Origin of the sequence: Halorubrum sp. F4 (assembly GCF_027257195.1) — an archaeon.
GTDB lineage: Archaea > Halobacteriota > Halobacteria > Halobacteriales > Haloferacaceae > Halorubrum.
Genome location: NZ_JAPDFS010000001.1, coordinates 47,396 through 71,524, shown reverse-complemented (window position 1 = coordinate 71,524; position 24,129 = coordinate 47,396). Strand labels below are relative to the sequence as shown.

22 protein-coding genes are annotated in these 24,129 nt (G+C 68.1%); 15 read left to right on the top strand and 7 right to left on the bottom strand.

Going from position 1 to position 24,129, the window contains the following annotated elements; translation table 11 throughout:
* Positions 1-56: 56 nt before the first annotated feature.
* Positions 57-449 (top strand): VOC family protein, encoded by a 393-nt coding sequence (locus tag OKW78_RS00350; RefSeq protein ID WP_281193351.1) that lies wholly within the window; start codon positions 57-59, stop codon positions 447-449.
* A gap of 16 nt (positions 450-465) precedes the next feature.
* Here OKW78_RS00350 and OKW78_RS00345 read toward each other — a convergent pair whose 3' ends face one another.
* Positions 466-744: an acylphosphatase gene (locus OKW78_RS00345; protein ID WP_281193350.1), complete on the bottom strand. Its 279-nt coding sequence runs from the start codon at positions 742-744 to the stop codon at positions 466-468.
* 183 nt (positions 745-927) lie between these two features.
* Here OKW78_RS00345 and OKW78_RS00340 point away from each other — a divergent pair, with 183 nt between their 5' ends.
* From OKW78_RS00340 to OKW78_RS00325, 4 genes are all read left to right on the top strand, one after another.
* Positions 928-1,659, top strand: a complete 732-nt coding sequence (locus OKW78_RS00340) for a DUF5058 family protein (RefSeq protein WP_281193349.1) — start codon at positions 928-930, stop codon at positions 1,657-1,659.
* The gene (locus tag OKW78_RS00335) at positions 1,659-2,399 is read left to right on the top strand and encodes a hypothetical protein (protein ID WP_281193348.1); all 741 of its coding nucleotides are present in this window, start codon (positions 1,659-1,661) and stop codon (positions 2,397-2,399) included. Before OKW78_RS00340 ends, OKW78_RS00335 begins: the two co-directional genes overlap by 1 nt.
* A gap of 87 nt (positions 2,400-2,486) precedes the next feature.
* Positions 2,487-2,837, top strand: a complete 351-nt coding sequence (locus OKW78_RS00330; RefSeq protein ID WP_281193347.1) for a DUF4870 domain-containing protein — start codon at positions 2,487-2,489, stop codon at positions 2,835-2,837.
* Between the two features lie 246 nt (positions 2,838-3,083).
* Entirely contained in the window at positions 3,084-3,827 is a 744-nt protein-coding gene (locus tag OKW78_RS00325; protein ID WP_281193346.1) for a hypothetical protein, read from the top strand.
* 113 nt (positions 3,828-3,940) lie between these two features.
* On the opposite strand, the gene OKW78_RS00320 is transcribed toward OKW78_RS00325, so the two are convergent.
* The gene (locus tag OKW78_RS00320; protein WP_281193345.1) at positions 3,941-5,458 is read right to left on the bottom strand and encodes an aldehyde dehydrogenase family protein; all 1,518 of its coding nucleotides are present in this window, start codon (positions 5,456-5,458) and stop codon (positions 3,941-3,943) included.
* Between the two features lie 89 nt (positions 5,459-5,547).
* Between OKW78_RS00320 and OKW78_RS00315 the strand changes: the two genes are divergently transcribed.
* The 3 genes from OKW78_RS00315 to OKW78_RS00305 all read left to right on the top strand — a co-directional run bounded on the left by OKW78_RS00315 (position 5,548) and on the right by OKW78_RS00305 (position 9,010).
* Entirely contained in the window at positions 5,548-6,285 is a 738-nt protein-coding gene (locus tag OKW78_RS00315; RefSeq protein WP_281193344.1) for a helix-turn-helix domain-containing protein, read from the top strand.
* Positions 6,286-6,341: 56 nt separating this feature from the next.
* Positions 6,342-7,850 carry a phosphomannomutase gene (locus tag OKW78_RS00310; RefSeq protein ID WP_281193343.1) on the top strand — a complete coding sequence of 503 codons (1,509 nt, stop codon included), beginning with the start codon at positions 6,342-6,344 and terminating at the stop codon, positions 7,848-7,850.
* Between the two features lie 68 nt (positions 7,851-7,918).
* Positions 7,919-9,010: a BMP family protein gene (locus tag OKW78_RS00305; RefSeq protein ID WP_281193342.1), complete on the top strand. Its 1,092-nt coding sequence runs from the start codon at positions 7,919-7,921 to the stop codon at positions 9,008-9,010.
* A 39-nt stretch (positions 9,011-9,049) separates the two neighbouring features.
* Here OKW78_RS00305 and OKW78_RS00300 read toward each other — a convergent pair whose 3' ends face one another.
* Positions 9,050-10,216, bottom strand: a complete 1,167-nt coding sequence (locus OKW78_RS00300) for an MFS transporter (RefSeq protein ID WP_281193341.1) — start codon at positions 10,214-10,216, stop codon at positions 9,050-9,052.
* Positions 10,217-10,404: 188 nt separating this feature from the next.
* Between OKW78_RS00300 and OKW78_RS00295 the strand changes: the two genes are divergently transcribed.
* From OKW78_RS00295 to OKW78_RS00275, 5 genes are all read left to right on the top strand, one after another.
* Positions 10,405-12,069 carry an ABC transporter ATP-binding protein gene (locus tag OKW78_RS00295; protein ID WP_281193340.1) on the top strand — a complete coding sequence of 555 codons (1,665 nt, stop codon included), beginning with the start codon at positions 10,405-10,407 and terminating at the stop codon, positions 12,067-12,069.
* Positions 12,066-13,421 carry an ABC transporter permease gene (locus OKW78_RS00290; protein WP_281193339.1) on the top strand — a complete coding sequence of 452 codons (1,356 nt, stop codon included), beginning with the start codon at positions 12,066-12,068 and terminating at the stop codon, positions 13,419-13,421. The genes OKW78_RS00295 and OKW78_RS00290 overlap by 4 nt, the downstream gene beginning before the upstream one ends.
* Positions 13,414-14,466: an ABC transporter permease gene (locus OKW78_RS00285; protein WP_281193338.1), complete on the top strand. Its 1,053-nt coding sequence runs from the start codon at positions 13,414-13,416 to the stop codon at positions 14,464-14,466. The genes OKW78_RS00290 and OKW78_RS00285 overlap by 8 nt, the downstream gene beginning before the upstream one ends.
* Before the next feature lie 115 nt (positions 14,467-14,581).
* Positions 14,582-15,952, top strand: coding sequence for a geranylgeranyl reductase family protein (locus OKW78_RS00280; RefSeq protein ID WP_281193337.1), 1,371 nt, complete (start codon positions 14,582-14,584; stop codon positions 15,950-15,952).
* 66 nt (positions 15,953-16,018) lie between these two features.
* The gene (locus OKW78_RS00275; RefSeq protein WP_281193336.1) at positions 16,019-16,921 is read left to right on the top strand and encodes an aldo/keto reductase; all 903 of its coding nucleotides are present in this window, start codon (positions 16,019-16,021) and stop codon (positions 16,919-16,921) included.
* A gap of 70 nt (positions 16,922-16,991) precedes the next feature.
* Here the strand turns inward: OKW78_RS00275 and OKW78_RS00270 are convergent, their stop codons facing one another.
* The 3 genes from OKW78_RS00270 to OKW78_RS00260 form a co-directional block, all read right to left on the bottom strand.
* Positions 16,992-17,270: a winged helix-turn-helix domain-containing protein gene (locus tag OKW78_RS00270; RefSeq protein ID WP_281193335.1), complete on the bottom strand. Its 279-nt coding sequence runs from the start codon at positions 17,268-17,270 to the stop codon at positions 16,992-16,994.
* Between the two features lie 94 nt (positions 17,271-17,364).
* The gene (locus OKW78_RS00265; RefSeq protein WP_281193334.1) at positions 17,365-18,645 is read right to left on the bottom strand and encodes an amidohydrolase; all 1,281 of its coding nucleotides are present in this window, start codon (positions 18,643-18,645) and stop codon (positions 17,365-17,367) included.
* 127 nt (positions 18,646-18,772) lie between these two features.
* Positions 18,773-19,105: an uS10/mL48 family ribosomal protein gene (locus tag OKW78_RS00260; protein WP_122104589.1), complete on the bottom strand. Its 333-nt coding sequence runs from the start codon at positions 19,103-19,105 to the stop codon at positions 18,773-18,775.
* A gap of 204 nt (positions 19,106-19,309) precedes the next feature.
* On the opposite strand from OKW78_RS00260, the gene OKW78_RS00255 reads away from it, so the two are divergent.
* Both OKW78_RS00255 and OKW78_RS00250 read left to right on the top strand, forming a co-directional pair.
* Positions 19,310-19,756 (top strand): bis(5'-nucleosyl)-tetraphosphatase, encoded by a 447-nt coding sequence (locus tag OKW78_RS00255; RefSeq protein ID WP_281193333.1) that lies wholly within the window; start codon positions 19,310-19,312, stop codon positions 19,754-19,756.
* Positions 19,757-19,840: 84 nt separating this feature from the next.
* The gene (locus OKW78_RS00250) at positions 19,841-20,869 is read left to right on the top strand and encodes a DUF5787 family protein (protein WP_281193332.1); all 1,029 of its coding nucleotides are present in this window, start codon (positions 19,841-19,843) and stop codon (positions 20,867-20,869) included.
* 42 nt (positions 20,870-20,911) lie between these two features.
* On the opposite strand, the gene OKW78_RS00245 is transcribed toward OKW78_RS00250, so the two are convergent.
* Positions 20,912-23,971, bottom strand: coding sequence for an FAD-binding and (Fe-S)-binding domain-containing protein (locus OKW78_RS00245; protein ID WP_281193330.1), 3,060 nt, complete (start codon positions 23,969-23,971; stop codon positions 20,912-20,914).
* Between the last annotated feature and the right edge of the window lie 158 nt (positions 23,972-24,129).

Sequence of the window (24,129 nt, the reverse complement as noted above, 5' to 3'; positions counted from 1 at the left end):
GGAACGCGAGGTCGGCCGCCACACGTTTTTGCCGATCGCACCCGAACGCCCGCTCCGTGAAGGCACGCCACATCGACCACGTCAACCTCCGGATCCCGGATGACGGCGTCGACGACGCCCGCGAGTTCTACCGTGACCGGCTCGGCTTCGGCATCGAGGACGCCCGGTACGAGGCGGGAGAGAAGCCCTTCCTCGACGTGCGGCTCTCCGCAACCGCGGTGATCCACCTCTGGCCGACCGCGGAGTTCGAGCCGCCGACGGCGACGAACTACGACCACGTCGCGGTCGTCGTCGAGGAGTCAGTCGAGGCGATAGAGAGCGAACTCGACGCGGCCGGCGTCGACGTCGAGGAGACGCTGGAGTCGCCGCTCGGCGCGACCGGCGAGGCGGGCGCGGTGTACGTTCGCGACCCGTTCGGCTACCGGATCGAACTGAAAGAGCGCGTCTAAGGGGGGTCGAGTGGCCTCATCTGCGGACTTCGAAGCCGTCGATCCCCTCCGGGTTCTCGTAGGTCGCGTCGACGTCGTCGACCTCGGCGGCCGGGCTTCCCGTGCGACACCATTCGACCATCCCATCGACGGCGGCTTCGGTACCCTCGAAGACGGCCTCGACGCGTCCGTCGTCGAGGTTTCGAACCCATCCGTCGACGCCGCGCTCGCGGGCGGCGTCCCGCGTCGACGCGCGGTAGAAGACGCCCTGAACGCGCCCGGAGACGTACACGTGTGCTCGCGTTCGTGACGACATACGCCGCAGCGTTCGATCCGGGGACCGGTAAAGACGACGGTGGGTGGTACGTCCTCGCCGGTGGGGCCGTTCGTCTTCGAGAAGGAGCTGACACCCAGCGGCTCCTCCGATCCCACGCGAACGCCGCAGTTCTCGTTGATTTTATATGAAGGTGTGAAAGTGGCAGGAACGTTCATGTTATCGTTGGCAAGTGTTTCGGCGTATCTCGACGTCGCTAACAGTCGATGGTTGTGGCTGTCGACGTTGCCGGTCGTCCTCGTCGTGCTTTTGCAGGCATCGATCTTCCTCCGGCGGGCGTGGAGCGACGGGAAGGAGATGGGGCTCTCGGAAGCGCAGTTGAAGTCCGGATTCAAAACCGGCGTGATATCGGCGATCGGACCCGCCATCGCCGTTCTGGTCGGGATGTTGGCGCTGATCGCCACCGTCGGCGGCCCCGTCTCGTGGATGCGCCTCTCCGTGATCGGTTCGGTCGCGTTCGAACTGCCGGCGGCCGAGTTGGGCGTGAGCCAGTTCGGATACAGCCTGGGAGACGACGACATCTCCGAGGTCGCGTACGCGACGGCCGTCTGGACGATGACCCTGGGTGGAACCGGCTGGTTGCTGTTTTCCGCCTTCGGAACCCCTCACATGGAGAAACTGAGACAGAAGATGGGGAACGGTCGCGAGAAGCTCATCCCCGTCATCAGCTCCGCGGCGATGCTCGGCGCGTTCGCGTACTTTCTGACGGGAGAGGTCGCGGCGGGAACGCCCGAGACGGGATCTGTGGCCGCCGGGGGGATCGTGATGTTGATCCTGTTACGAATAGCGGACGAGAGGGACGTGCAGTGGATCCGGGAGTGGGCGCTCGGAACCGCGATGATCGTCGGCCTCGTCGTCGGCGTGGCCCTTCAGGTGACGGTGGGGAGTTGGTGGTAATGTCGGGGAACGATCCACGCGCGTCCACGGACGGCGGCACGGACGTCTATCGGGACAGCTTCGTCCCGTACATCAACACCTGGGGACGCAGGACGAACCTCCTCGCGGTGGCGCTCTCGTTCGGGCCCGCGATCGTCCTGTTGACGGTGTTCGACATCCTCCCGCCGACGGAGGCGATCACGAGCGCGTTCGTCGCGGTCGCGGCGACGTACGGCATCTTCTGGTTCATCGAACCGATCTCGTACTACCCCGTGTTGGGGATCCCGGGCACGTACATGGCGTTCCTCTCCGGGAACATCTCGAACCTCCGGTTACCGTGTGCCGCCGCGGCACAGGAGAGCGCGGACGTACAGACCGGGACCTCCGAGGGGAGCATCATCTCGACGGTCGCCATCGCCGCCTCGATCGGCGTCAACACGACGCTGCTCGGCGTCGGCGCGTTCGCACTCGTCTCCGTGTTCCAGGCGCTCCCGGAACTGTGGCGGACCGCGCTCGGTTCGTACCTCGTGCCCGCCGTGTTCGGGGCGATCTTCGCGCAGTTCGGCCGGGACTACCCGAAGGTGGCCGGCGTCGGATTCGTGCTGGCGCTGGCGATGACGACGCTCCTGGAGGGGGGGTTCCTCGGGTTCCTGCCGGGATACCCGCTCTACGTGGTGATCATCGTGTCCGTCTTCGGGACGATCCTGATCGCCCGCTGGATGTGGCAGAACGGAATGATCGAGGCCCCGGAGGAGGCCTGAGAGTCGGCTTCACCGTTTCGAACGGATCCGTTCGTTTCGGAGGATATCGACACAATACTTTTCACGGCTGTGGCTGATCGGTAGGACATGTCAGTCGAATCTAGCAACGACGAGCCTCGGACGGCCGAGGGCGACACGACCCTCGCGGCGCTGGCGCACGCGTCGGCGCTCGTCGCCTCCATCCTCGGGCCGGTCCTGTTCCTCGTACTCGCGGACGACGACGACGAGCTGGTGAAACAGAACGCGAAGAACTCGTTGAACTTCCAGATCGTGATGTTCGTCGCGTTCGTGGTCTCCGGGATCCTGACGGTCGTCCTCGTCGGACTGCTGTTGCTCCCGCTTTTCGCGATCATCGACCTGGTGTTGGTGCTCATCGCAACGGTCAAAGCCAACAACGGCGAGGTGTACGAGTACCCGTACACGCCGAGCATCGTCTAGATACTCGGGTGAACTCCTCGTCGCGGACGTCGAGGAACGCCACGGTGGTATCGGTTCGTCGGTAAGCGAGAAAACGGGGATCCGACCCCATCGAGTCATATTTTCTAGGAGAAGTAAACGAAATGAATGTTCGATGGAGACCACGTGTTGGGCGCTGGGTATCAACCACATCCCACGGTGAGTTGAAATCCCACTCACCGACCGGAAGGGATATACGCCATTTCACGGATCCGGATGGCATGTGTAATGGACGTTGACAACACTGGAGTCGTGGCGTTCGCAGTCGTGGTCGCTCTCCTACTCGTTGGTCTTCCGTTCTATGCCGGGACGTTCAGTCCAGGGTATTCGCCAAACTCGTATAACTACGAACACGAGATCGAAGCTGGACCGGCCGACGACGTCACCGGTGGACTGGAGCTTGGAGATGACACGGATCTCGAAGACATTACCTACGAGTACGAGGAGATGTCCCCGACGGCACGGGAGTTGTTTGATCGGACTCTGCGTGCTGACTCGTCGGAATACGTCCCCGACGTGTGTGAAAACTACGTGCTCGTCTGTGACGGCTACTACAAACAGGACCTGCCGTCCGAATTCATATACGGTCCTGGAATGAGTGACGAGTTCCGTTACTCGGTCGTTGAGTACGACGGCAACGGATATCTCCTTCGAACTGGCGTCGAAGAGGGGTCGGGGCCGAACTTCCTTCTAGGATTCGTCGTGTTCTTCGTTCGTGGTCTGATGCTTCTCCATGGTGGGGCGATCGCGGCTGCCACGGCCGTTCGACTTTCGGATCGATGGACGGGTTTGGGTAGCCGTGGATACACCGCTCTCGTCGGCGGCGGAGCACTACTCGTCGCGCTCGGCGTCCTCACGCCATACCTCGAGATGTACGTCGGGATCAGCCCCGTGACGATCGTAGTGGCAAGCGGAACCGCCACCGTGATCGGTTACGTCTACGGCTCGGTCGTTTGGCTGTTCCGTCGGTGATCTCCCTTCGAACGCCCACTTCCATCGTTGTGAGCGGCACCGAGTCCGAAAACGTCACTCACTGGGATCTTAGACGGAGACGGAGATCCGAGAGATCGAAGGTACCGAGCCACTCAGTCGTCCGTCTTGATGTCGGCCGAGAGGCCCTGTGCCATCTCGATCTCCTTGGAGTTGTTCAGCGTCCAGGCGGTGCGGTCGGTGACGGCCTCGATGGCCTCGCGTGCGGAGGGGTAGCCGTTGCCGGACTTCTTGACGCCGCCGAAGGGCAGCTGGACCTCCGCGCCGATACACGGCAGGTTCCCGTACGCCAGGCCGATCTCGGCGCGGTCACGGAAGTAGTTGATCTGGCGGTAGTCCTCCGAGATGATCGCGCCGGCGAGCCCGTAGTCGGTGTCGTTGTGGATCTCGACGGCCTCCTCGATGTCGCCGTCGTACTCCAAGAGCGCGACGTGGGGACCGAAGACCTCCTCCTTGATGCAGTCGATGTCCGCGTAGGGGTCGGCCTCGTAGACGAACGGACCCACCCAGTAGCCGTCCTCGTGACCGTCCGGGATCTCCTCGTCGTCGAGTTCGGTCCGGTCGACGAGCACGTTCTCCGCCTCCTCGCGGGCGCGCTCGTTGTTCCGAGTGACCTTCTCGCGGTGTTCCTCCTCGATGAGCGGCCCCATGAACGTGTTCTCGTCGAGCGGGTCGCCGACCGAGACGCTCTCGGCGACCTCGACGAAGCGCTCCTTGAACTCGTCGTAGACGTCCGTGTGGACGATCAGCCGCTCGGAGGAGACGCAGCGCTGGCCGGTGGTCTTAAACGAGGACATGACTGCGGAGTGGACCGCGACGTCGAGGTCGGCCTCCTCGGTGATCACGATGCCGTTCTTGCCGCCCATCTCGCAGGCCGCGCGCTTGCCGGCGACGCCGCCGAGCTTGTCCTGGATCAGGTGTCCGACCTCGGCCGAGCCCGTGAAGATCACGGTGTCGACGTCGTCGTTCTCGACGATCGCGTTGCCGGCGTCGCCGTAGCCCTGGACCATGTTGAAGACGCCGTCGGGGATGCCCGCGTCCTCGAACATCTCCGCGATGATCTGCGCACACCACGGGGTCTGCTCCGCGGGCTTGAACACGACGGTGTTCCCCTCGACCAGCGCGATGGCCATGTGCCAGTACGGGATGGCGACGGGGAAGTTCCACGGCGTGATACAGCCGGTGACGCCGCGCGGTTTCCGGCGCATGTAGGCGTCCTTCGCGGGGATCTCCGAGGGGACGATGTCGCCCTTGGGATGGCGGGCGTCGCCGGCGGCCCACTCGACCATGTGGGCGGCCTCGACCACGTCCGCTTTCCCCTCGCTTATCTCCTTGCCGCACTCCTTGGAGACGATCGCTCCGAGCTCGTCGGTCCGCTCGCGGAGCTCGTGGTAGACGTCCCAGAGGTACTCCGCGCGGTCGATCCGCGAGAGCTCGCGCCACTCCTCGAACGCCTCGTCCGCGGCCGCGACCGCGCGGTCGGCGTCCGCCGGCGTTCCCTTCCGGAACTCGCCGAGCGTCTCCCCCGTCGCGGGGTTCTCGCTCTCGAAGGTTTCCGTTCCCTCGCCGTCGACCCACTCGCCGTCGATGTAGTGGTTGTAGGCGTCTGCCATGAGAGACCCTTCTCTCCGCGGACGCCAAACTCCCCACCCTACCATGGTCGGGAGATTCATTACCGTGGGAGGGTCTAGGAGAACCCATCATGGCTGCGCTCGACGCGAACGACGCCGACGGGTGGTCGGGGACCCGGCTGACGCTCGACCTGTGGCACCCGAACTGCTGGGCCATCGAGGCGACGAGCCGGACCGACGGCGGGGTGCTCGCACACGCGATCTACAACTCCCCGAAGACGGACGGGGACGTGCCGAACACGGTGAACGGACTCTTCACCGCGTTCGCGGACACGAACGAGGAGGTGGAGGCGCTGCTCGACGCGATCCGCGCCTCCGAGCACTCGGGAGACCTCCTGGAGCTCCAACAGCGGTTCGGTCGCGCTCGCGACGCCCCGGGCAACGTGGTCCGCGAGTTCTTCGTGGAGTACGACCCGACCGACATGATGTGTCCGACCCTGCTCGAGAACGGGTTCGTCCACAGCGCCCCGGTCCGTATCGAGGACGGACACGAGGAGTGGCAGGTGTGTTTCGTCGGCGAGCGTTCCGGGATCCGCGAGTCGCTCGACGCGGTCCGCGAGGCGACCGGGGCCGAGGTGAGCATCGAGTCGATGTCGGCGTCGGGGAACGGCCAGAGGAGCGCCCGCGAACACCGCCTCGACACGCTCACGACGACACAGCGGGAGGTGTACGAACACGCCCGCGAACAGGGCTACTACGAGTGGCCCCGCGGGACCTCCACGCGCGAGCTCGCCGACGACCTGGACGTCTCGAAGACGACGATGCTCGAGCATCTCCGGAAGGCCGAAGCGAAGCTCCTCGACCCGTAGCGACCCGCACGGACCGGACCGACGGGTACTAACGACCGGCGACCGATCGGACCGACATGGAACTGTTCGGAACCGCGGGGGTTCGCGGCCGCGTCGAGGAGCGGGTGACGCCCGAACTCGCGCTCGCGATCGGTCGTGCGGTGGCGGCGGAAGCACGGGAACGGGGACCGTCGCCCGTCGACGGAAGCGACGATACGGCCGCCGACTCGTCGGAGCCGCCGGAGGTCGTCCTCGCCCGCGACGGGCGGGTGAGCGGCCCGGCGATCGCGGCCGCGACGGAGTCCGGGCTCGCCTCCGGCGGCGCGAAGGTGCTCCGAGCGGGGACGCTCCCGACGCCGGCGCTGGCACACGCCTCGCGCGGACGATACGGGGTGATGCTCACCGCCTCGCACAACCCGCCTTCGGACAACGGGATCAAGCTCTTCCGCGACGGCGTCGAGTTCGACCGCGAGCTGGAGCTGGCCGTCGAAGCGCGCGTCGAGGCCGAGGAGCCGCCCGCAGCGTGGGACGCGTGGACGGGAGCCGATCGGATCGACACGCTGGGGAGATACCTCGAGGACGTTCGCGAGTACGCGGCGGGGTTCGAGGGGAACGGCGGCGTGTCCGGAGCCGACGACGGGGGAGTTGAAGTCGACCTCGACGGGCTCCGTATCGCGGTCGACTGCGGCAACGGGATGTCCGCGCCGGCGACGCCGACCGTCCTCCGCGAGCTCGGCGCGACGGTCGTCACGCTCAACGGGAACGTCGACGGCCACTTCCCCGGCCGCGGGAGCAAGCCGACGCCGGAGACGCTCCGTGACCTCCGGGCGTTCGTGGCCGACGCCAACGAGGGCATCGACGCGCCCGGCCGCGAGGGCGAGGGGTTCGCATTCGGGATCGGCCACGACGGCGACGCCGACCGGATCGTCGTCGTCGACGCCGACGGCGAGGTCGTCCACGAGGACACCGTGCTCGCGATCCTCGCCGAGCGATACGTTCGAGCGAGCGACGTCGCCGACCCCGTCGTGGTGACGACCCCGAACGCTTCCGGGCGGATCGACGAACGCGTCCGCGCCGCGGGGGGTCGCGTCGAGCGCGTTCGGCTCGGCGCGCTCCACGAGGGGATCGCGGCGGTTCGGGAGGAGGCCGGTTCGGCGGGAACGGACACCGGGGTCGTCTTCGCGGCGGAGCCGTGGAAACACGTCCACACCGCCTTCGGCGGCTGGATCGACGGAGTCTGCTCGGCGGCGGTGACGGCCCGATTGGTTGCGGCGGAGGGACTCGAGTCGCTCCGAGAGCCGGTCACGGAGCGTCCGTACCGGAAGGTCAGCGTCGACTGCCCCGACGACCGGAAGGCGGAAACGATGGATCGCCTGAGCGACCGTCTCCCCGAGGCGTTTCCGGAGGCGACGGTGGACACGGACCACGGGGTTCGCCTGGAGTTCCCCGACGCGTCGTGGACGCTGGTCCGTCCCTCGGGGACCGAGCCGTACGTCAGGGTGTACGCCGAGAGCGACGACGTCGACGAGCTGGTCGCGGCGGTCGAATCGGTCGTCGAGTCGGCGATCGTCGGGATCGAGACGTGAGACCGGGAACCCGCCGCGAGCCGGAGAGCGACGCGTTTATGCCCCGTTCGCCCGGGGATGTAGGTGATATGGCATCCGACATCGAACGGCGGCGGTTCCTGAAGGCGGCGAGCGCGGCCGGCCTCGTCGGTCTCGCTGGCTGTAGCGGCGGACCGGGCGGCGACTCCGGGGGCGACGACGGCTCCGACGACGTTCCGGCGACCGTGGGTATCGTCTACTCCGACGGCGGGCTCGGCGATAACTCGTTCAACGACGCGGCTCAGCAGGGGCTCATCCAGGCCGAAGAGGAGTTCGGCATCGCGTACGACGAGTCCCAGCCCGAGGGGACCGGCGAGTTCGGCGACTTCCAGCAGCGGTACGCGAGTTCGACGGATCCGGACTACGACCTGGTTTCGTGTATCGGGTTCAACCAGACGGACGCGCTCGCCGAGAACGCGCCGGAGTTCCCCGACCAGGACTTCATGCTCGTCGACTCGGTCGTCGAGGAGGACAACGTCGCGAGCTACGTCTTCCGCGAGCACGAGGGCTCGTTCCTGATGGGCGTGCTCGCCGCGCGACTGACGGAGACCGAGTTCTCCGCCGGGGCGGGCTCGACCGACCCCGACTCGACGAACGTCGGCTTCGTCGGCGGCGTCGACAGTCCCGTCATCCGGCGGTTCCAGGCCGGCTTCGAGGCCGGCGTCGACTACGCGTCCGACGACGTCGACGTCATCACGAACTACGTCGGCAGTTACGCCGACCCCTCGGGCGGCCAGGAATCGGCGCTCTCGATGTACCAGAGCGGCGCGGACATCGTCTACCACGCGTCGGGTGCGACCGGCGTCGGCGTGTTCCAGGCGGCCCAGGAGGAGGAGCGGTTCGCCTTCGGCGTCGACCTCGACCAGTCGATCACCGAGGCCGAGTTCTCCGACGTGATCCTCGCCTCGATGGTGAAACGCGTCGACACCGCCGTCTACGAGTCCGTCTCGAACGTGATCGACGGGAACCACCAGGGCGGCGAGTCGGTCGCGCTCGGCCTCGAGTCGAACGGCGTCGAGTGCGTCTACGGCGACGAGATCGGCGGCGAGGTCCCCGACGACATCGTGACCGCGGTCTCGGACGCCCGCGACGCGATCATCGCCGGCGACATCGACGTGCCCACCGAGACGGGCGACACCTGAGCGGCCCCACGAACGCCCTACGACCGTGGACGGTCGCGCTTATATGACGTCGGCGACGACGAGGAACGCGAAGCCCGCGCCCGCCAGGGAGAGAACGCCGAGGAAGGACCAGGCGGCCGCGTATCCGCTGACGTCGACGAGGTAGCCGAACGCCGGGGGCGCGAACAGTCCGCTCACGGTGACCGCCAACTGTCCGGCGGCCGAGGCGGCCCCCAGTTTATCCTTCTCGACGAGCGTCGAGAGACACGAGTAGTAGAGGCCGGTCGAGGCGAGCACGAGCACGCCGATCCCGGCGAAGACGACGCCGGCGGAGAGGGCGGTCTCCGTCGCGGGGAGGACGAAGTAGAGGACCCCGCCGCCGGCCGCCTGGACGGCGAGGATCCCGCCGGTTCTCGTCCGTGCCGGTCCGGGGAGGACGTCCGCGAGCGTCCCGACGACGACCTTTCCGACGCTGCCCGCGACCTGCGTGGACGCCAGGACCGCCCCGGCGACCGCGACCGAGGTACCGACCGAGTCGCCGACGAAGAGCGTGACGTAGCCGGTCGTCGTGTAGAACGCGGCCCCCAGGCACACGCCCGAGAGCAACAGGACGAGGTACGTCCGGTTCGACGACAGCGCGCGGAAGTCGGGAGACGTCGCTTCGCCCGGGCTCGCACGATGATACACGCCGAAGAAGACGACCGCGGTCACGATCCCGACCGCCGCGGCGGCGAGGAACCCGAACTGCCAGAAGAGGGCTCCGGCGGTTCCCGTGACCAGGAGCGCGCCGACCGCGCTCCCCACCGTCGGACCGACCTGTTTGATCCCGATCGCGCGGTGCTGTCTCCCCGGCTCGATCCGGTCGAAGATCGCCTTGTTCGTCCCCGGTGTCGCGCTCCCGTACATCGATCCGAGGAGGAAGGCGGCGATCAAGAGCAACGGATAGGTCGGGGCGATCGCGACCCCGAAGACCCCGACCGAGAGCCCGACGAGGCCGACGGTGAGCGTGCGTTTCTCGCCGTATCTGTCGGTCGCGACTCCGAACGGGAGCAGCGAGACGGCGTAGCCGAGCGTCAACGCGGCGATCACGATCCCGACCTCCAACCCCGTCAGGTCGAACGCGTTCCGAAAGAGCGGGGTCCCGGCGTAGACGGTGTAGTAACAGACGCTGGCGGCGACGTGCCAGACCGTCACGGCGGTCACGATCCGCCAGAACCGCGAGACCATACCGTCATCACGGATGCCGGGGAGATAACGGTACGCGTGACGGCGAGGCGGACCGGAGGGGGACGACGAGACGGACCGGAGGGGGACGACGAGACGGACCGGAGGGGACGGCGAGACCCACGAGGCGACGCCGGTTCGACGACGACGAACCCGCGGTCTTTTTGCCTCGCACACGGAGATACGGACGAATGAACCCGGCGGTCCACCTGGACGGTATCACGAAGCGGTTCCCCGGGGTCGTCGCCAACGACGACGTGGACCTCGAGATAGAGCGAGGCAGCGTCCACGCCCTGCTCGGCGAGAACGGGGCCGGCAAGACGACGCTGATGAACGTGCTGTACGGGCTCTACCGGCCGACCGAGGGAACGGTCGTCGTCGACGGCGAACCCCGATCGTTCGCGTCACCGCGCGACGCGATCGACGCCGGGATCGGCATGATCCACCAGCACTTCATGCTCGTCGATCCGATGACGGTGTGGGAGAACGTCGTCTTAGGCAACGAGCCGCGGACGTGGGGCGGACTCCGCGTCGACGAGGCGACCGCCCGCGAGGCGGTGGTGGAGCTGAGCGAGCGCTACGGCTTCGACGTCGACCCCGACGCCCGGATCGCGGACGTCTCCGTGGGGGTCCAACAGCGCGTCGAGATCTTGAAGGCGCTGTACCGCGGCGCGGACGTCCTCATCATGGACGAGCCGACCGCGGTGTTAACTCCCCAGGAGGTCGAGGAGCTGTACGACGTCTTCGAGGAGCTGACGGACCAGGGGAAGACGATAATCTTCATCTCGCACAAGCTCGGCGAGGCGCTCTCGGCGGCGGACGAGATCACCGTCCTCCGCGACGGCGTCAAGGTCGGGACGGTCGCGTCGGCGGACGTGACCCGCGAGGAGCTCGCGGAGATGATGGTCGGCCGCGAGGTGCTGATGGAGCCGGCGACGACGCCCAGGGAGCCCGGCGAGCGCGTGCTCGAAGTGACCGACCTCCACGTCGAGGACGACCGCGGCGTCGAGGCGGTCTCGGGGATATCCTTCGAGCTCCGCGAGGGCGAGGTGCTCGGGATCGCGGGCGTCGACGGAAACGGGCAGTCGCAGCTCGCCGAGGCGATCACGGGGATGCGGGAGCCGGCGTCCGGCTCCGTCGATTACTTCGGCGAACCGATGGCGGGCGTGAGTCGCCGGGAACACATCGACCGCGGGATGGCGTTCGTTCCGGAGGACCGCCACGAGCGGGGGCTAGTGATGTCGTACGACCTCGTACAGAACGGCATCCTCGGGAGCCAACACGACCCCCCGTTCGCCTCGGGCGGCCGGATCGACTGGAACGCGTCGACGGAACACGCCGAGTCGGTGATCGAGGCGTACGACGTGCGGCCGCCGAACCCCGACGCGGACGCGGAGGACTTCTCGGGGGGGAACCAACAGAAGTTCATCGTCGGCCGCGAGTTCGAGCGCGATCCGGACCTCGTCGTCGCCGCCCACCCGACCCGCGGCGTCGACATCGGCTCCACGGAGTTCCTCCACGACCGCCTGCTCGAACTGCGCGCCGAGGGGAAGGCGGTGCTCCTCGTCTCCTCGAAGCTCGACGAGGTCCAGGGTCTCTCGGACCGGCTCGCCGTGATCCACGAGGGCGAGTTCTCCGGCGTCGTCGATCCAGCCACGGTGACCGAGGAGGAGATCGGGCTGTTGATGGCCGGGGAAACGCTCGACGACGAGACCGTCTCGGGGGCGGCGATACACGACGCGGTCGACGACGGTCTGGACGGGAGCGGTGCCGACGGCGCGGACGGAACCGGCGACCCCGACGACGCCGGCGGGTCGGACCGTGAGACCGCTACGGACGAGGAGGTGGGCGCGTGAGCGGACGCGACGGCGGGCGGCTCCCGGCGATCGTCCGCCGCGTACTCGAACCGTTCGTCGACCGGAGCGTCGCCGAGCGAGTCCTCATCAGCCTCGCGGCGATCCTGTTGTCGATCGGCGTCGGGTTCGCCATCGTGCTCGTCTCGGGACGGATCGCGCAGTGTAGCACCGCCGCCTGGACGATGCCCGTCACCGGGCTCGGGTTCTGTTACGACCCCATCGAGGTGTACGTCGTGTTGTTCAACGGTGCGCTCGGCTACCCGTTCGCGGTCGGCGAGCCGGGGATCTTCAACGCCGCGTGGACGCCGTTCAACCTCTCGTTCGGGCTCACGCTCTCGGAGACGACGCTCCTGGTCTTCACCGGGCTCTCGGTGGCGGTGGCGTTCCGTGCCGGGCTCTTCAACATCGGGACGCAGGGACAGCTCGTCGTCGGCGCGCTCGCGACCGCGTTGACGGTGCTCGCCATCGCGCCGCTGCTCCCGGCCGGACCGATCGCCGGCGTCGTCGTCGTCGCCGTCGGCACCCTGGCCGGCGCGGTCGGCGGCGGCCTCTGGGGGGCGATACCCGGCGCGTTGAAGGCGTACGCCGACGCCAACGAGGTCATCACCACGATAATGCTCAACTTCGTCGCCGCGAACGTCGCGTACGTGCTGGTGTTGGAGGTGTTCCGTGCGGAGGGCTCGTCCGTCGTCGCGACCCGGTACGTCCCCGAGTACGCGCAGTTCCGACCCTGGCTGTTCCCGAACTCCAGCGACTTCGCGCTGCTCGCGCTTCTCGTCGCCGTCGGCTTCATCGGCGGGCTCTACTACGCCGTCGAGCACACGCCGTTCGGCTACGACCTTCGCACGAGCGGAGTTCAGGCGGCCGCCGCGGAGTACGGCGGCGTGAACGCGAAGCTGACGACCGTGCGTGCGATGACGCTCTCCGGGGCGCTCGGGGGCGTCGGCGGCGCGGTGTGGGTGCTGATGTCGGAGGGACGGTGGATCGAGTCGGTTCCCGACCTCGGCTTCGACGGGATCACCGTCTCGATCCTGGCGGGGAACAACCCGCTCGGCGTGCTCCCGGCCGCGTTCCTGTTCGGTCTCCTGAAGGGCGGCGCCCTCGAGATCGGGTTCCGAACCGACGTGCCGACGGAGCTCGTCGGCGTGTTGCGCGGGCTGATCATCCTCTTCGTGGCCATGCCGGAGTTCTTCCGGATGGCCGGGCGGTACGCCGGGCTGGGGTCGGACGGACCGGGGGGACCGGGAACCTCCGGGACGGGGGGCGAGGACGGCGAGAGCGAGGCGAGCGGCGACGCGGCCGGAAGCGGAAGCGATGCAGCCGCGGTCGGCGGAGGTGAGGCCGATGCGTAACCCGCTCGCGGACGTTCCCGTCCCGCTCCTCGACGACCTCATCGACGACGAGTACGTGCGCTCGCTCGTCGTCGGCGTCGTCGGAACCCTCGGGCTTCTGGGGCTGTTCGGCCTGCTGTTCCCGGGATCGGTCGCCGGCGACCTCGCGGGCATCGTCTTCTCGACGAGCACGGCCGCGTCGACGGCGCGGCTCGCCGCGCCGATCGTCCTCGCCGGGCTCGGCGGGATATTCGCCGAGAAGAGCGGCGTGATCAACATCGGTCTGGAGGGGCTGTTGATCATCTCGGCGTTCGCCTCCGTCTACGTCGCGTCCGTCGTCGGGATCGGGAACGCGGTTCTCGGGATCCCCGCCATCTGGATCGGGTTCATGGCGGGGATAGCCGCTTCGACGCTTCTCGCCGGAGTCTTCGGCGTCGTCTGTATCGAGTTCAAGGCGGACCAGATCATCGCCGGACTGGCGGTGTGGCTGATCGCCTTGGGGCTCGCGCCGTTCATGTCGACGGTCTTCTTCGGCGGCGTCAACACGCCGAACCTCGGTGCGAACGTCGGATGGCGGTACTCCGCCGTCATGGTCGTCGTCGCGACGGTCGCGTCGTGGTGGGCGCTCAATCGCACGGCCTTCGGGAAACACCTCGAAGCGTCCGGCGAGAATCCGAAGGCGCTCGACACGGTCGGCGTCTCGGTCTCGCGGGTCCGGTACGCCGGGGTGTTGCTGTCGGGCGTGCTCTCCGGGGTGGGGGGGTCGGCGCTCGCGCTCTCGATCGGCCAGTTCGTCGGCTCCGGCGAGACGATGGTCCAGGGGAAGGGCTTCATCGCCATCGTGGCGTACCTGTTCGGCAACTACAACCCGCTCGGGACGCTGGGGGCCGGCGTGCTGTTCGCGGGGCTCGACGCGATCCAGATCCGGCTCCAGCAACTCGGCTACGCGGTCCCCGACACGCTGGTTCAGACGATCCCGTACGTGGTCGTGATCGTCGTCCTCGCGCTGGTCGGGCGAACCCGACTCCCCGCGGCCGCCGGCGACCACTACGAGACGGAGGAGTAGCCGTTCCGGCCGTTCCGTCGTCGCTGCTGATCCTCGCTTCGTGATGATTCCGTCGCCGTCGTCGCGACCGAAACGGGAACAAAGAGTTTTGCCGGCGGCGGGACACGACACGGTAATGAGCATCGACGAGTACGACGTCGTCGTGGCGGGCGCGGGTACCGCCGGCTGTTACGCCGCCACGACGATCGCGAACGAGGGGCTCGACGTCGCCGTCCTCGAGCGGAAGGACGAGGAGGAGGCGGGCCACATCGCCTGTGGCGACGCCTTGAAGGGAGCCGACGAGTTCCCGGAGGCGATCCCCAAAGAGCGGCTGGAGCCGGCCTTTACGAACACCGGCGTCGACCACGGACGGTTCGAGATCCCGAAGGAGGACACCGTCCTCGACATCCCGGTTCCCGGCGAGCTCGCCGTCATCGACCGCTGGGAGTACGGCCGGCGGATCATCGAGGCGACCGCCGACGCGGGCGTCGACTTCCACTACGACACCGTCGTCAACGACGTACGACAGGCCGAGGACGGCCGCGTGACCGGACTCGACGCGGCGCGTCGTGGCGACCGAGTGACCTACGAGGCCGACCTCGTCATCGACGGGGCGGGCTCGCTATCGCTGCTCCAGGACAAGGCGGACTTCGAGGGAACCACCTTCGACACGAACGTGCGGTACTCGCAGTTCTGTTCGGCCTACCGCGAGATCGTCGAGGTGCCGGAGCCCGTCGAGTGGGACGACGCGCTCGTGTTCAAGCCGACCGACCGCGCCGCGGGATACCTCTGGTACTTCCCGCGGACGGCGACGGAGATCAACGCCGGGCTCGGCTTCCAGATGAACGAGGAGCCGATGAAGCTGGTCGAGGCGCTGAAACGCGACCTCCGGAACCGGCCGGAGTTCGAGGGGGCGGAGGTGCGCGACAAGCTCGGGGCCGCGCTGCCGACGCGGCGACCGTACGACTCCGCGGTCGCGCCCGGATACCTGGCCGTCGGCGACGCCGCGGGTCACGTGAACCCGACGACGGGCGGCGGGATCGCCGGCGCGGCCTACGCCGGGAAGTACGCGGGCGAGCAGGCGGTCAAGGCCGTCTCCGACGGCGACGTGAGCGAGGAGAACCTCTGGCGGTACAACACGCGCGTGATGGACCACTTCGGCGGTCGGTATGCCGGCCTCGACGTGTACAACGTCCTCTCGACCGCCGTCGACGTCGACGACCTGATGGGGCTCCTCGCGTCGCTGCCGGGCGAGAACCTCGCGGAGGCGCTCTACGAGGGGTCGACGTCGATGTCGTTCGGCCTGAAGCTGAAGGCCGCGGTCAAGAGCTTCGGCTACTGGGGGACCATCCGGAACTTCTATCAGACCAAGTCGCTGGCGGACGAGCTGCTCTCCCACTACGAGTCGTATCCGACGAGCCCCGCCGCGATGGCCAACTGGACCCGCGAGCGCGACGCGATCATGGACCGGATCTACGAGACGACCGGCGCGGAGCCGAAGTACTGAGCCAGGCCGTCCTCGCCGGTCTGGACCGTGGCTGGGGATTAAGGCGGAACGCGTCACTGGTACCGTATGGAGACCCGTCCACTCGGCGACACTGGCCACGAGAGCAGCGTCCTGACGTACGGTACCATCGCGTTGAATTACGTCGAACAGGAGCGGGCCGACGCGATGGTCGAGGAGGCCGTCGACACCGGCGTCAACCACTTCGACGTCGCCCCGACCTACGGCGACGCCGAGGTGAAACTCGCCCCCAAGTTGAACGAACACCGGGACGAGGTCTTCCTCGGCTGTAAAACACAGGAACGGACCTACTACGGCGCCTGGGGGGAACTCCACAGGTCGCTCGACCGGTTGGGCGTCGACGAGATCGACCTCTACCAGTTCCACGCGGTCACCCGATACGACGAACTCGACGCCATCACGGGCGACTATTCTCCGGAGATGGCACAGGGGGACCACGATCCGGGTGCGTTACGGGCGTTCGTCGAGGCGAAAGAGGAGGGCCTCATCGACCACATCGGGCTGACCAGCCACGGCGATCCGAGCCTCATCCGTACCGCGATAAAGCGCATCGACGAACTGGAAACCGTGATGTTCCCGTTCAACTACACGCTGGCAGCGAAGGACGGGCCGGAGTACGACTACGGGTCCGTCCTCGACCTCGCCGAGGAGGAGGGGCTCGGGACGCTGTGTATCAAGGGCTTCGCGAAGCAGCCGTGGCCCGAGGACCTGCCGGCCGAAGAGCGGCCCTACGACACGTGGTACGAGCCCTACGACACGGCGACCGAGCTCGAAGAATGTCTCCGGTTCGCCCTGTCACACGGCATGACCTCCATTCCGAGCGCGGGCGACCCCGAACTCCTGCCCGCGATCCTGGAGGCGGCACGGAACTACGAACCGATGACCGAGGAGGAACGGGCCGAACTGCGCGAGCGCGCGGGAGACAACGATTCCCCCGTGCCCGCGCCGTAGTCCGGTCTCCGGTCCTCCCTGGTTCGTATCCGAGTCCCGCCCCGCCACGTCCCGTGCGCTGCCCGCCGGGTCACGCCGGGGAGGCGTCCGCGATCTCCTCGACGACCTCCCAGTGGTTTCTGGTCCCCTCGGTCGGGTAGTACACCGTCCCGTAGCCGTCGCCGGTGCGTTCGACCACGTCGTGGTCGCGCAACACGTCGAGGTGGTGACGGACCGTCGTGTAGTCCAGATCGAGCCGCTCGGCCAGCTGATTGGCGTTTCGCGGACGCTCGTCTATCGCCCGCAGGATTCGGACCCGATTCGGGCCGCCTCGGGTCCCGGTGAGGACGTACCAGAGGACGGCCTCCATGCCCCAGATCACGGGCTGCGGCCGCCTAAACCTACCGTCGGGCGAAGTCCCTGCCGGCGCGCTCGGCGGGTCGAAGTCGGTACGCTCGCCCGCTTCAGGGTCGCGTCTCGGCGACCTTCCGGATCGCCGCCGAGAGCACGTCGATCCCGATCCCGATGTCGTCTTCGACGACGTCGAACGTCGAGGTGTGGTGGCCGCCGGGGTGGTCGGTGCCGACGCCGACGTAGCAGGCGAGTCCGCCGCGCTCCTGGACGCGGTCCATCATGAAGGTCGCGTCCTCGCTCCCGCCGAGGTCCGCGCTCTCGACGATGCCCGTCACGCCGTCGACGTCGCGGGCGACCTCGCCGATGACGTCCGAGAGGGCGCCGTCGCTCGTCGCGCTCGGCGCGCCGCCCATCGTGGCCACGTCGACCGAGCAGTCGTGCATCTCCGCCGCCGAGTGGAGGATCCGCTCCGCGTGGTCGAACATGTAGTCCGCGAGTTCCGTGCTCTCGCCGCGGACCTCGCCCTCGATGTGGGACTCCTCGGGAATGATGTTCGTCGCCGTGCCGCCGCCGACGAGCCCGGCGTTCACCCGCGTCGCGCCGTCGGCGTGCCGCGGGATCGAGTAGAGGTTCTGTATCGCCGCCGCCATCGCCTGAACCGTGTTCCGACCCTGCTCGGGGCGCGCGCCCGCGTGGGACGGCTCGCCCTCGAACTCCGCGAGGAAGTGTCTCACCGCGAGGAAGCCGTCGATCCCGCTCACGACCTCGCCCGACGGATGGTCGAGCCCGATGTGGACCGCATAGAAGTAGTCGACGTCGTCGAGGAGACCGGATTCGGCCATCGGCTTCCCGCCCACGATCTTCTCCTCGCCGGGCTGGAAGAACACCTTGAGCGTGCCCGAGAAGTCGGAGTCGAGGACCGCGTCGAGCACGCCGAGGCCGATGGTCGCGTGCGAGTCGTGTCCGCAGGCGTGCATGTACCCCTCGTTCTCCGAGCGGAAGCCCTCCGCGACCGGCGCGTGGTCGTCGTCGTCCGACTCGAGGATCGGCAATCCGTCGATGTCGACTCTGAGACCGACGACCGGGCCGTCGCCGCGCTCCGCGACCGCGACGCAGCCGGTGTATCCTCCCTCGAGCTGATCGAGGATATCGGGATCCGCGCCGGCCTCGCGGGCGCGGTCGGTCCACTTCGCGAGCTCCTCGTCGTCGGGGACGTTCCGTCGGGACTCCTCCTCGAGCGCGTCGGGCCCGACGTGGATCGCGTCGAGGTCGCGCTCGCGGAGCGCCTCGACGATCCGGGCGGTGGTGTAGAACTCACACCACGCGGGCTCGGGGTGTCGATGGAGGTCGCGTCGGAACTCGCTGTACTCGTCGTCGGTTTGGACGCTCATGCGTTCCGATGACCGCCGGACGTCTTAAAAGGTCGAGTGGCGGTCGGCGTCGCCCCCTTCGGCCGGTGATCGACGTCGCCTCCTTCGGCAGGGGAAGCGTCCGGGGTTCGGTCGCGACACCGGCGATTCAATCGCGCCGATGTCCGAGCGGCTTCTTCCGGTCGACCTCGACCTCGACGTGGATCGAGTCCGGGAAGTCGCGGCCGACGACGTCGCGGGCGACGTCGTCCGCGCCGTGGATCTCCATCGACCGCGTGTACACGTCGTACCGCCACGGCGAGAACTCGTCGCCGGCACGGAGGCGTTTGTACTGGGGGACGCTGACGGTCTCGGGCGGGGAGGCGTGCGGGCCCTTACACTCCGCGCCCTTCCGTTCGAGGGTGTCTTTGAGGTCCTGGACGGTCTCGGCGAGCACGTCGCGGTCGCCGGAGGCGAAGGAGAGTTTCGTGACGAAGGTCATGGCTGGGGGTCGTGGATGAATGGTTCCCCGAGGCGTAAAAACACATCTACTGGACGGTGACGCTCGTCCCTCCCGAGTGACGACGACCGCGTCATCGAGCCGCCCGTTCCGACGGAACGCGCAGATCCGCCGAGAGCGCTCGAAAGGGTCTCGGAACCGGCAATTCCGACACCCTCTTTACCGGTGGTTGCTTACCTGAGGCTAATGACGGTCGAAGCGACCAGTTCCGGAGCCATCCTCTTCCGCGATACCCGCGGCGAACGGGAGTACTTGCTCCTGAAGAGCCGACCGGGGGACTGGGAGTTCCCCAAAGGCGGGATCGAAGGCGACGAGGAGCTCCAGCAGACGGCGATACGGGAGGTGTCCGAGGAGGCCGGGATCGACGATTTCCGCCTCATCGACGGCTTCCGTCGGGAGTACGACTACGTGTTCGAGGCCGGTGGGGAGACGATCCACAAGACGGTCCACCTGTTCATCGCACGCTCCTTCGAGGCGAGCGCGGAGCTCTCGAAGGAGCACCGCGACCTCCAGTGGCGCGATTACGAGCAGGCGATCAACACGATCACCCAGGACGGCCCGCGGGACATCCTCGAGGAGGCCCACGAGTATCTCGACGAGCTACAGGAGGAGGCCGACGACGGTTACGTCTGAGGCGGCGGTGACAGTGGTGACGACGGCATCGACTCGCCTGGGACGTCCGCATCGTCGACCGCGACGACGACGACGGCGACGCCCGTGATCCCGGACTCCGAGTTCGGATACGAGCTGCTCGTCTGTCGGTACGCCGAGTTGTCGTGGTATCCGGACGCGGACCCCCGCCCGGCGATAGTCTCCCGACAGCTCGGAACGCAGCGGCGACGCTGGGACACCGTCGTGATCGAGGTCGACCCGGAAGCGTTCGCCGCGCGGCGAGCCTTCGGCGATCGGAGCCTCGACTCGGACCTCCTCCACGTCGTCCGGGACGCGCCGGAAGGGTGGGAGTGGTACCGCGACGCGCTCCCCGATCCGGGGTATTCGTGGCGCTACGTCCGGCAGGCGGTCCACCGCGCCGCGGGACGGGACCTGATCGAGAAACGACGCCGAGGGAATCGGATCGAGATCCGTCGGATCGGGCCGTACCCGGACTGGGTCGAACGGATCGTCGCGATCGAGAACAAGCCCGACCTCGACCGGTCGGCGGCGGACGCGCTCGCCGACCAGCTCGCCCACGACGTCGAGACCGCCCTCGCCGACGAGGTGTGGCTCGCGACGGAAGCGACCGGCCATCGAGTCGAGCCCGCACTGCTCCGGTCGATGCCGGTCGAGGCGGGCATCCTGACCACGGGGTTCGGCGGCGAGGGATCCGGCGCGGACGGGTTCGCCGTCGACGCGGCCGCCGCGACCGTCGACTGGCTGCCGAGCGACCTCGCACCGAGCGAGCCGGAGGGCCGTGATTCCGAGACGGTCACCCGTCGGCTGGAGATCGCGGAGCGGGCCTATGGCAAGGGCTGGCGCTCCTATCACGACACGATGCGTCCGGACTGCCGGCACTTCGAACTCCGGCGTGCCGGACGGGCGCTCGTCCCCCACTGTGCGGCGAAAGGTCGATGTCCCACCGCGCGCGAGTGTTCGGGCTCGTGTCCGGAGTTCTCGCCGGAGCCGCCGGCGTGGCGGACGAAGGGGTGGCCGATCGAGGGCGGCCCGGGGAAGGGCGTACGGGGGTTGTTGGAACGGCGTCGCGAGCGGATCCGCGACCGCGTGATTCCCGGTTCGGACGGGTCCTGAGGCCGGGTCCGACGGTGCTCACTCGAGTCCGCCCGCACCCGACTACGCCAGCGCCGCCGCCAGCTTCTCGACCGGGTGTGGCGGCTCCTCGGCCGCGTCGTCCCGCTCCTTCAGCTGCGTGCTGCAGGACGCGCCGGGCGCGACGACGGCGTCGGCGTCGCTCCCGTCGACCTGCTCGAAGAGCCCCTCGCCGATCGCCTTGCTCATCGAGTAGTGTTCGGCCTCGTAGCCGAACGAGCCGGCCATCCCACAGCAGGTGGTGTCGAGCGGCTCGACGCCGTAGCCCGCCCGCCGGAGCACGCCCACGGCGTGGTGGTCCTTCTTCGTGGCCTTCTGGTGACAGTGGCCGTGATAGGCGAGCCGCTCGCCGGGGGCCTCGAATGAGAGTCCGTCGTCGATCCGGAGGGCGTCGACGTACTCCATGACGCCGAAGGTGGCCTCGGACAGCGCCGCGACGTCGGCGTCGGGCACGTCGCTGGCGTCGCCGCCGAGCAGGTCGGCGTAGTCGGACTGGAGCATGACCGCGTCGGTCGGCTCGACGACGACCACGTCCCAGCCGGCCTCGACGTCGGGCGCGAGCGTCTCGACGGTGTCGCGGGCGGTCGCGCGGGACTCGTCTATCAGGCCCTTCGAGTGGGGCGGCCGCCCGCTTCCCTTCACGTCCGGGATCCTCACGTGACAGTTCGCGGCCTCGAGCACCCGCACCGCGGCCTTGCCCGCTCCCGGGTTCGTGTAGGTGGTGTACACGTCGGGGAAGAGAAGCACCTCGCGGTCGGCCGCCTCGCGGGGGACGCCCGCGCCGCCGCGGGCCTCGAACCAGTCGATCAGGCTCTCCGAACGGAACGTCGGCAGGTCCCGCTCGCGTGCGATGCCGAGCGTCTTCTCGAGGACGAGCCCTGCTCCCGGAAGCTTTCCGGGGAGGTTCGACAGCGGGGCGAACCTCGAGCCCAGCGGCGCGAGGTCCTCGAACTTCCCGAGCAGCCGCGTCCGCAGGCTCGCGCCGTGCTCCTCGTGGTGGGCGTGTTCGACCTCGGCTTTCAGCTTCGCCATGTCGACGCCGCTGGGGCAGTCGACCTTACATCCCTTACAGCCCACACAGAGGTCCATCACCTCGGTGACGAACTCGTCCTCGGTGGGATCGTCGGGCAGCTCGCCGTTCATCGCGCCGCGGAGCATGTTGGCGCGGCCCCGCGTCGACTGGATCTCCTCCTCCGCGGCGCGGAAGGTCGGACACATCACGCCGCCCGTCGTCTCCTGGGGGCCGCGACAGCCGCCGCAGCCGTGACAGAGTTCGACCATGCCCTGCATCCCGTTCTCCGTGTCCCACTGCATCGCGGGATCGAAGCCGGCGTCGAACTCGTAATCGGGGTCGAACCGGAGGTTCTCGCGCATGTCGAAGTCGCCACAGACGTTGCCGGGGTTGAGAAGCCAGTCGGGATCGAAGGCGGTCTTCAACTCGCGGAACGCCTCCCAGAGGTCCTCGCCGTACAGCTTCCGGTTCCACTGGGTCCGCGCGCGGCCGTCCCCGTGTTCGCCCGAGACGGAGCCGCCGAGCCGGACGACCGCGTCGGTCACGCGGTCGGCGATCTCGACCATGGTGTCCACCTCCTCGACGTTCTTCGTGTCGATCAGCGGCCTGACGTGGAGCACGCCCGGACCGGCGTGCGCGTAGAACGTCGCGAACGTGCCCGTGTCCTCGAGGATCTCCTGGAACTCCCGGGTGTACTCGGGGAGGTGTTCGGGCGGGATCGCACAGTCCTCGATGAAGGAGATGTGCTTGGCGTCGGAGGTCCGCGACAGCAGGATCGGCAGCCCGGACTTGCGCATCTTCCAGAAGCGAGCGCGCTCCTCGTCGTCGTGTGCCTCCATGGCGTGGAGGGCCCGCTTGGGCTGGGCGGTCGCCTCCGCGGCACCCGGGCTCGGGTCGGCGACGGTCTCCGCGCCGTCGACGCGGTCAGCGACGAGGTCCGCCACCTTCCGCCGTCCGGCCGCGTCGTCCTCGGCGTAGAACTCGACGAGGAGGACGGAGTCGGTTCCGTCCGGAAGCATGCCGACGACCTCCGCGAACTCCGGCGTGTCGGCCGCCAGTCCCAACAGCACGTCGTCCATCACCTCGACGGCGGCGGGGTCGTGTTCGAGGACCGGCGCGACGTCCTCCATCGCGTCGAGGAGGTCGTCGTAGGTGAGAAGCGCGACCGCCTTCGTCTCGGGGATCTCGACGAGCGAGACGGTCGCCTCCGTCACCGTCGCGAGCGTGCCCTCGCTGCCGGCGAGCAGCCGACCGAGGTTGACGACGCCCGCCTCGCCGTACTCGCCGCGGTACTCCGCGAGAAGCCGGTCGAGGTTGTAGCCGGAGACGTTGCGTTTCATCTCCGGGAACCGGTCGTCGACGGCGTCCGCCTCCTCGTCGATGACCCGGACGATCTCGGCGTGGATCCGCGGGAGCAGGTCGTCGCTCTCGGGGTCGGCGGACTCGCGGAGGTCGTCGACCGCGACCTCCCCGAAGGTCGTGACGGTCCCGTCCGCGAGCACGACCTCGAGCTCCTCGACGTAGTGGTCCGTCTTGCCGTACTTCAGCGAGTGTGAACCGGTGGAGTTGTTGCCGATCGCGCCGCCGACCGCGGACTTGTCGCGCCAGGCGGGGTCGGGCGCGAACTTCAGGCCGTGTGATTCGACCGCCGCGTTGAGGTCGCCGACGTACGCGCCGGCCTCAACGCGGGCGGTTCGTGCCTCGGGATCGGCGTCGAGCACCGAGTCCATCGCCTTGGAGAAGTCGAGGACGACCGCCTCGTTCACGGTCTGTCCGGCGAGCGAGGTGCCGCCGCCCCGAGGCAGAACGGGGATCCCCTCCTCGAAGCAGTACTCCTGAACGGCGGCCACGTCCGCGGTCGACTCCGGGAAAACGACGCCGATCGGCGTCACCTCGTAGGCGGAGGCGTCGGTCGCGTACAGCCGGCGCGAGTAGTCGTCGAACCGCACGTCTCCCTCGACGCGTCGGTCGAGCGCGTCGATGAGGTCGGGACGTTCGACCTCCCCGCCGGTGTACTCGAAGTTTCCCCCGTCCCGCGGGTCGAGTTCCGACCCGCCAGAGTGTGTTGCCATGCGACTCCCTCGCGTTCGGATCGACAAAAGTCCCCCGGGGTCGGCGAGCGTCTCGACCTGACGATCGGGTGACTGGACGGCTGACATCGCCAGGATGACCGGACGGCTGACATCGCCAGGATGACCGGACGGACGACATCGACGGGGCGATCGGACGG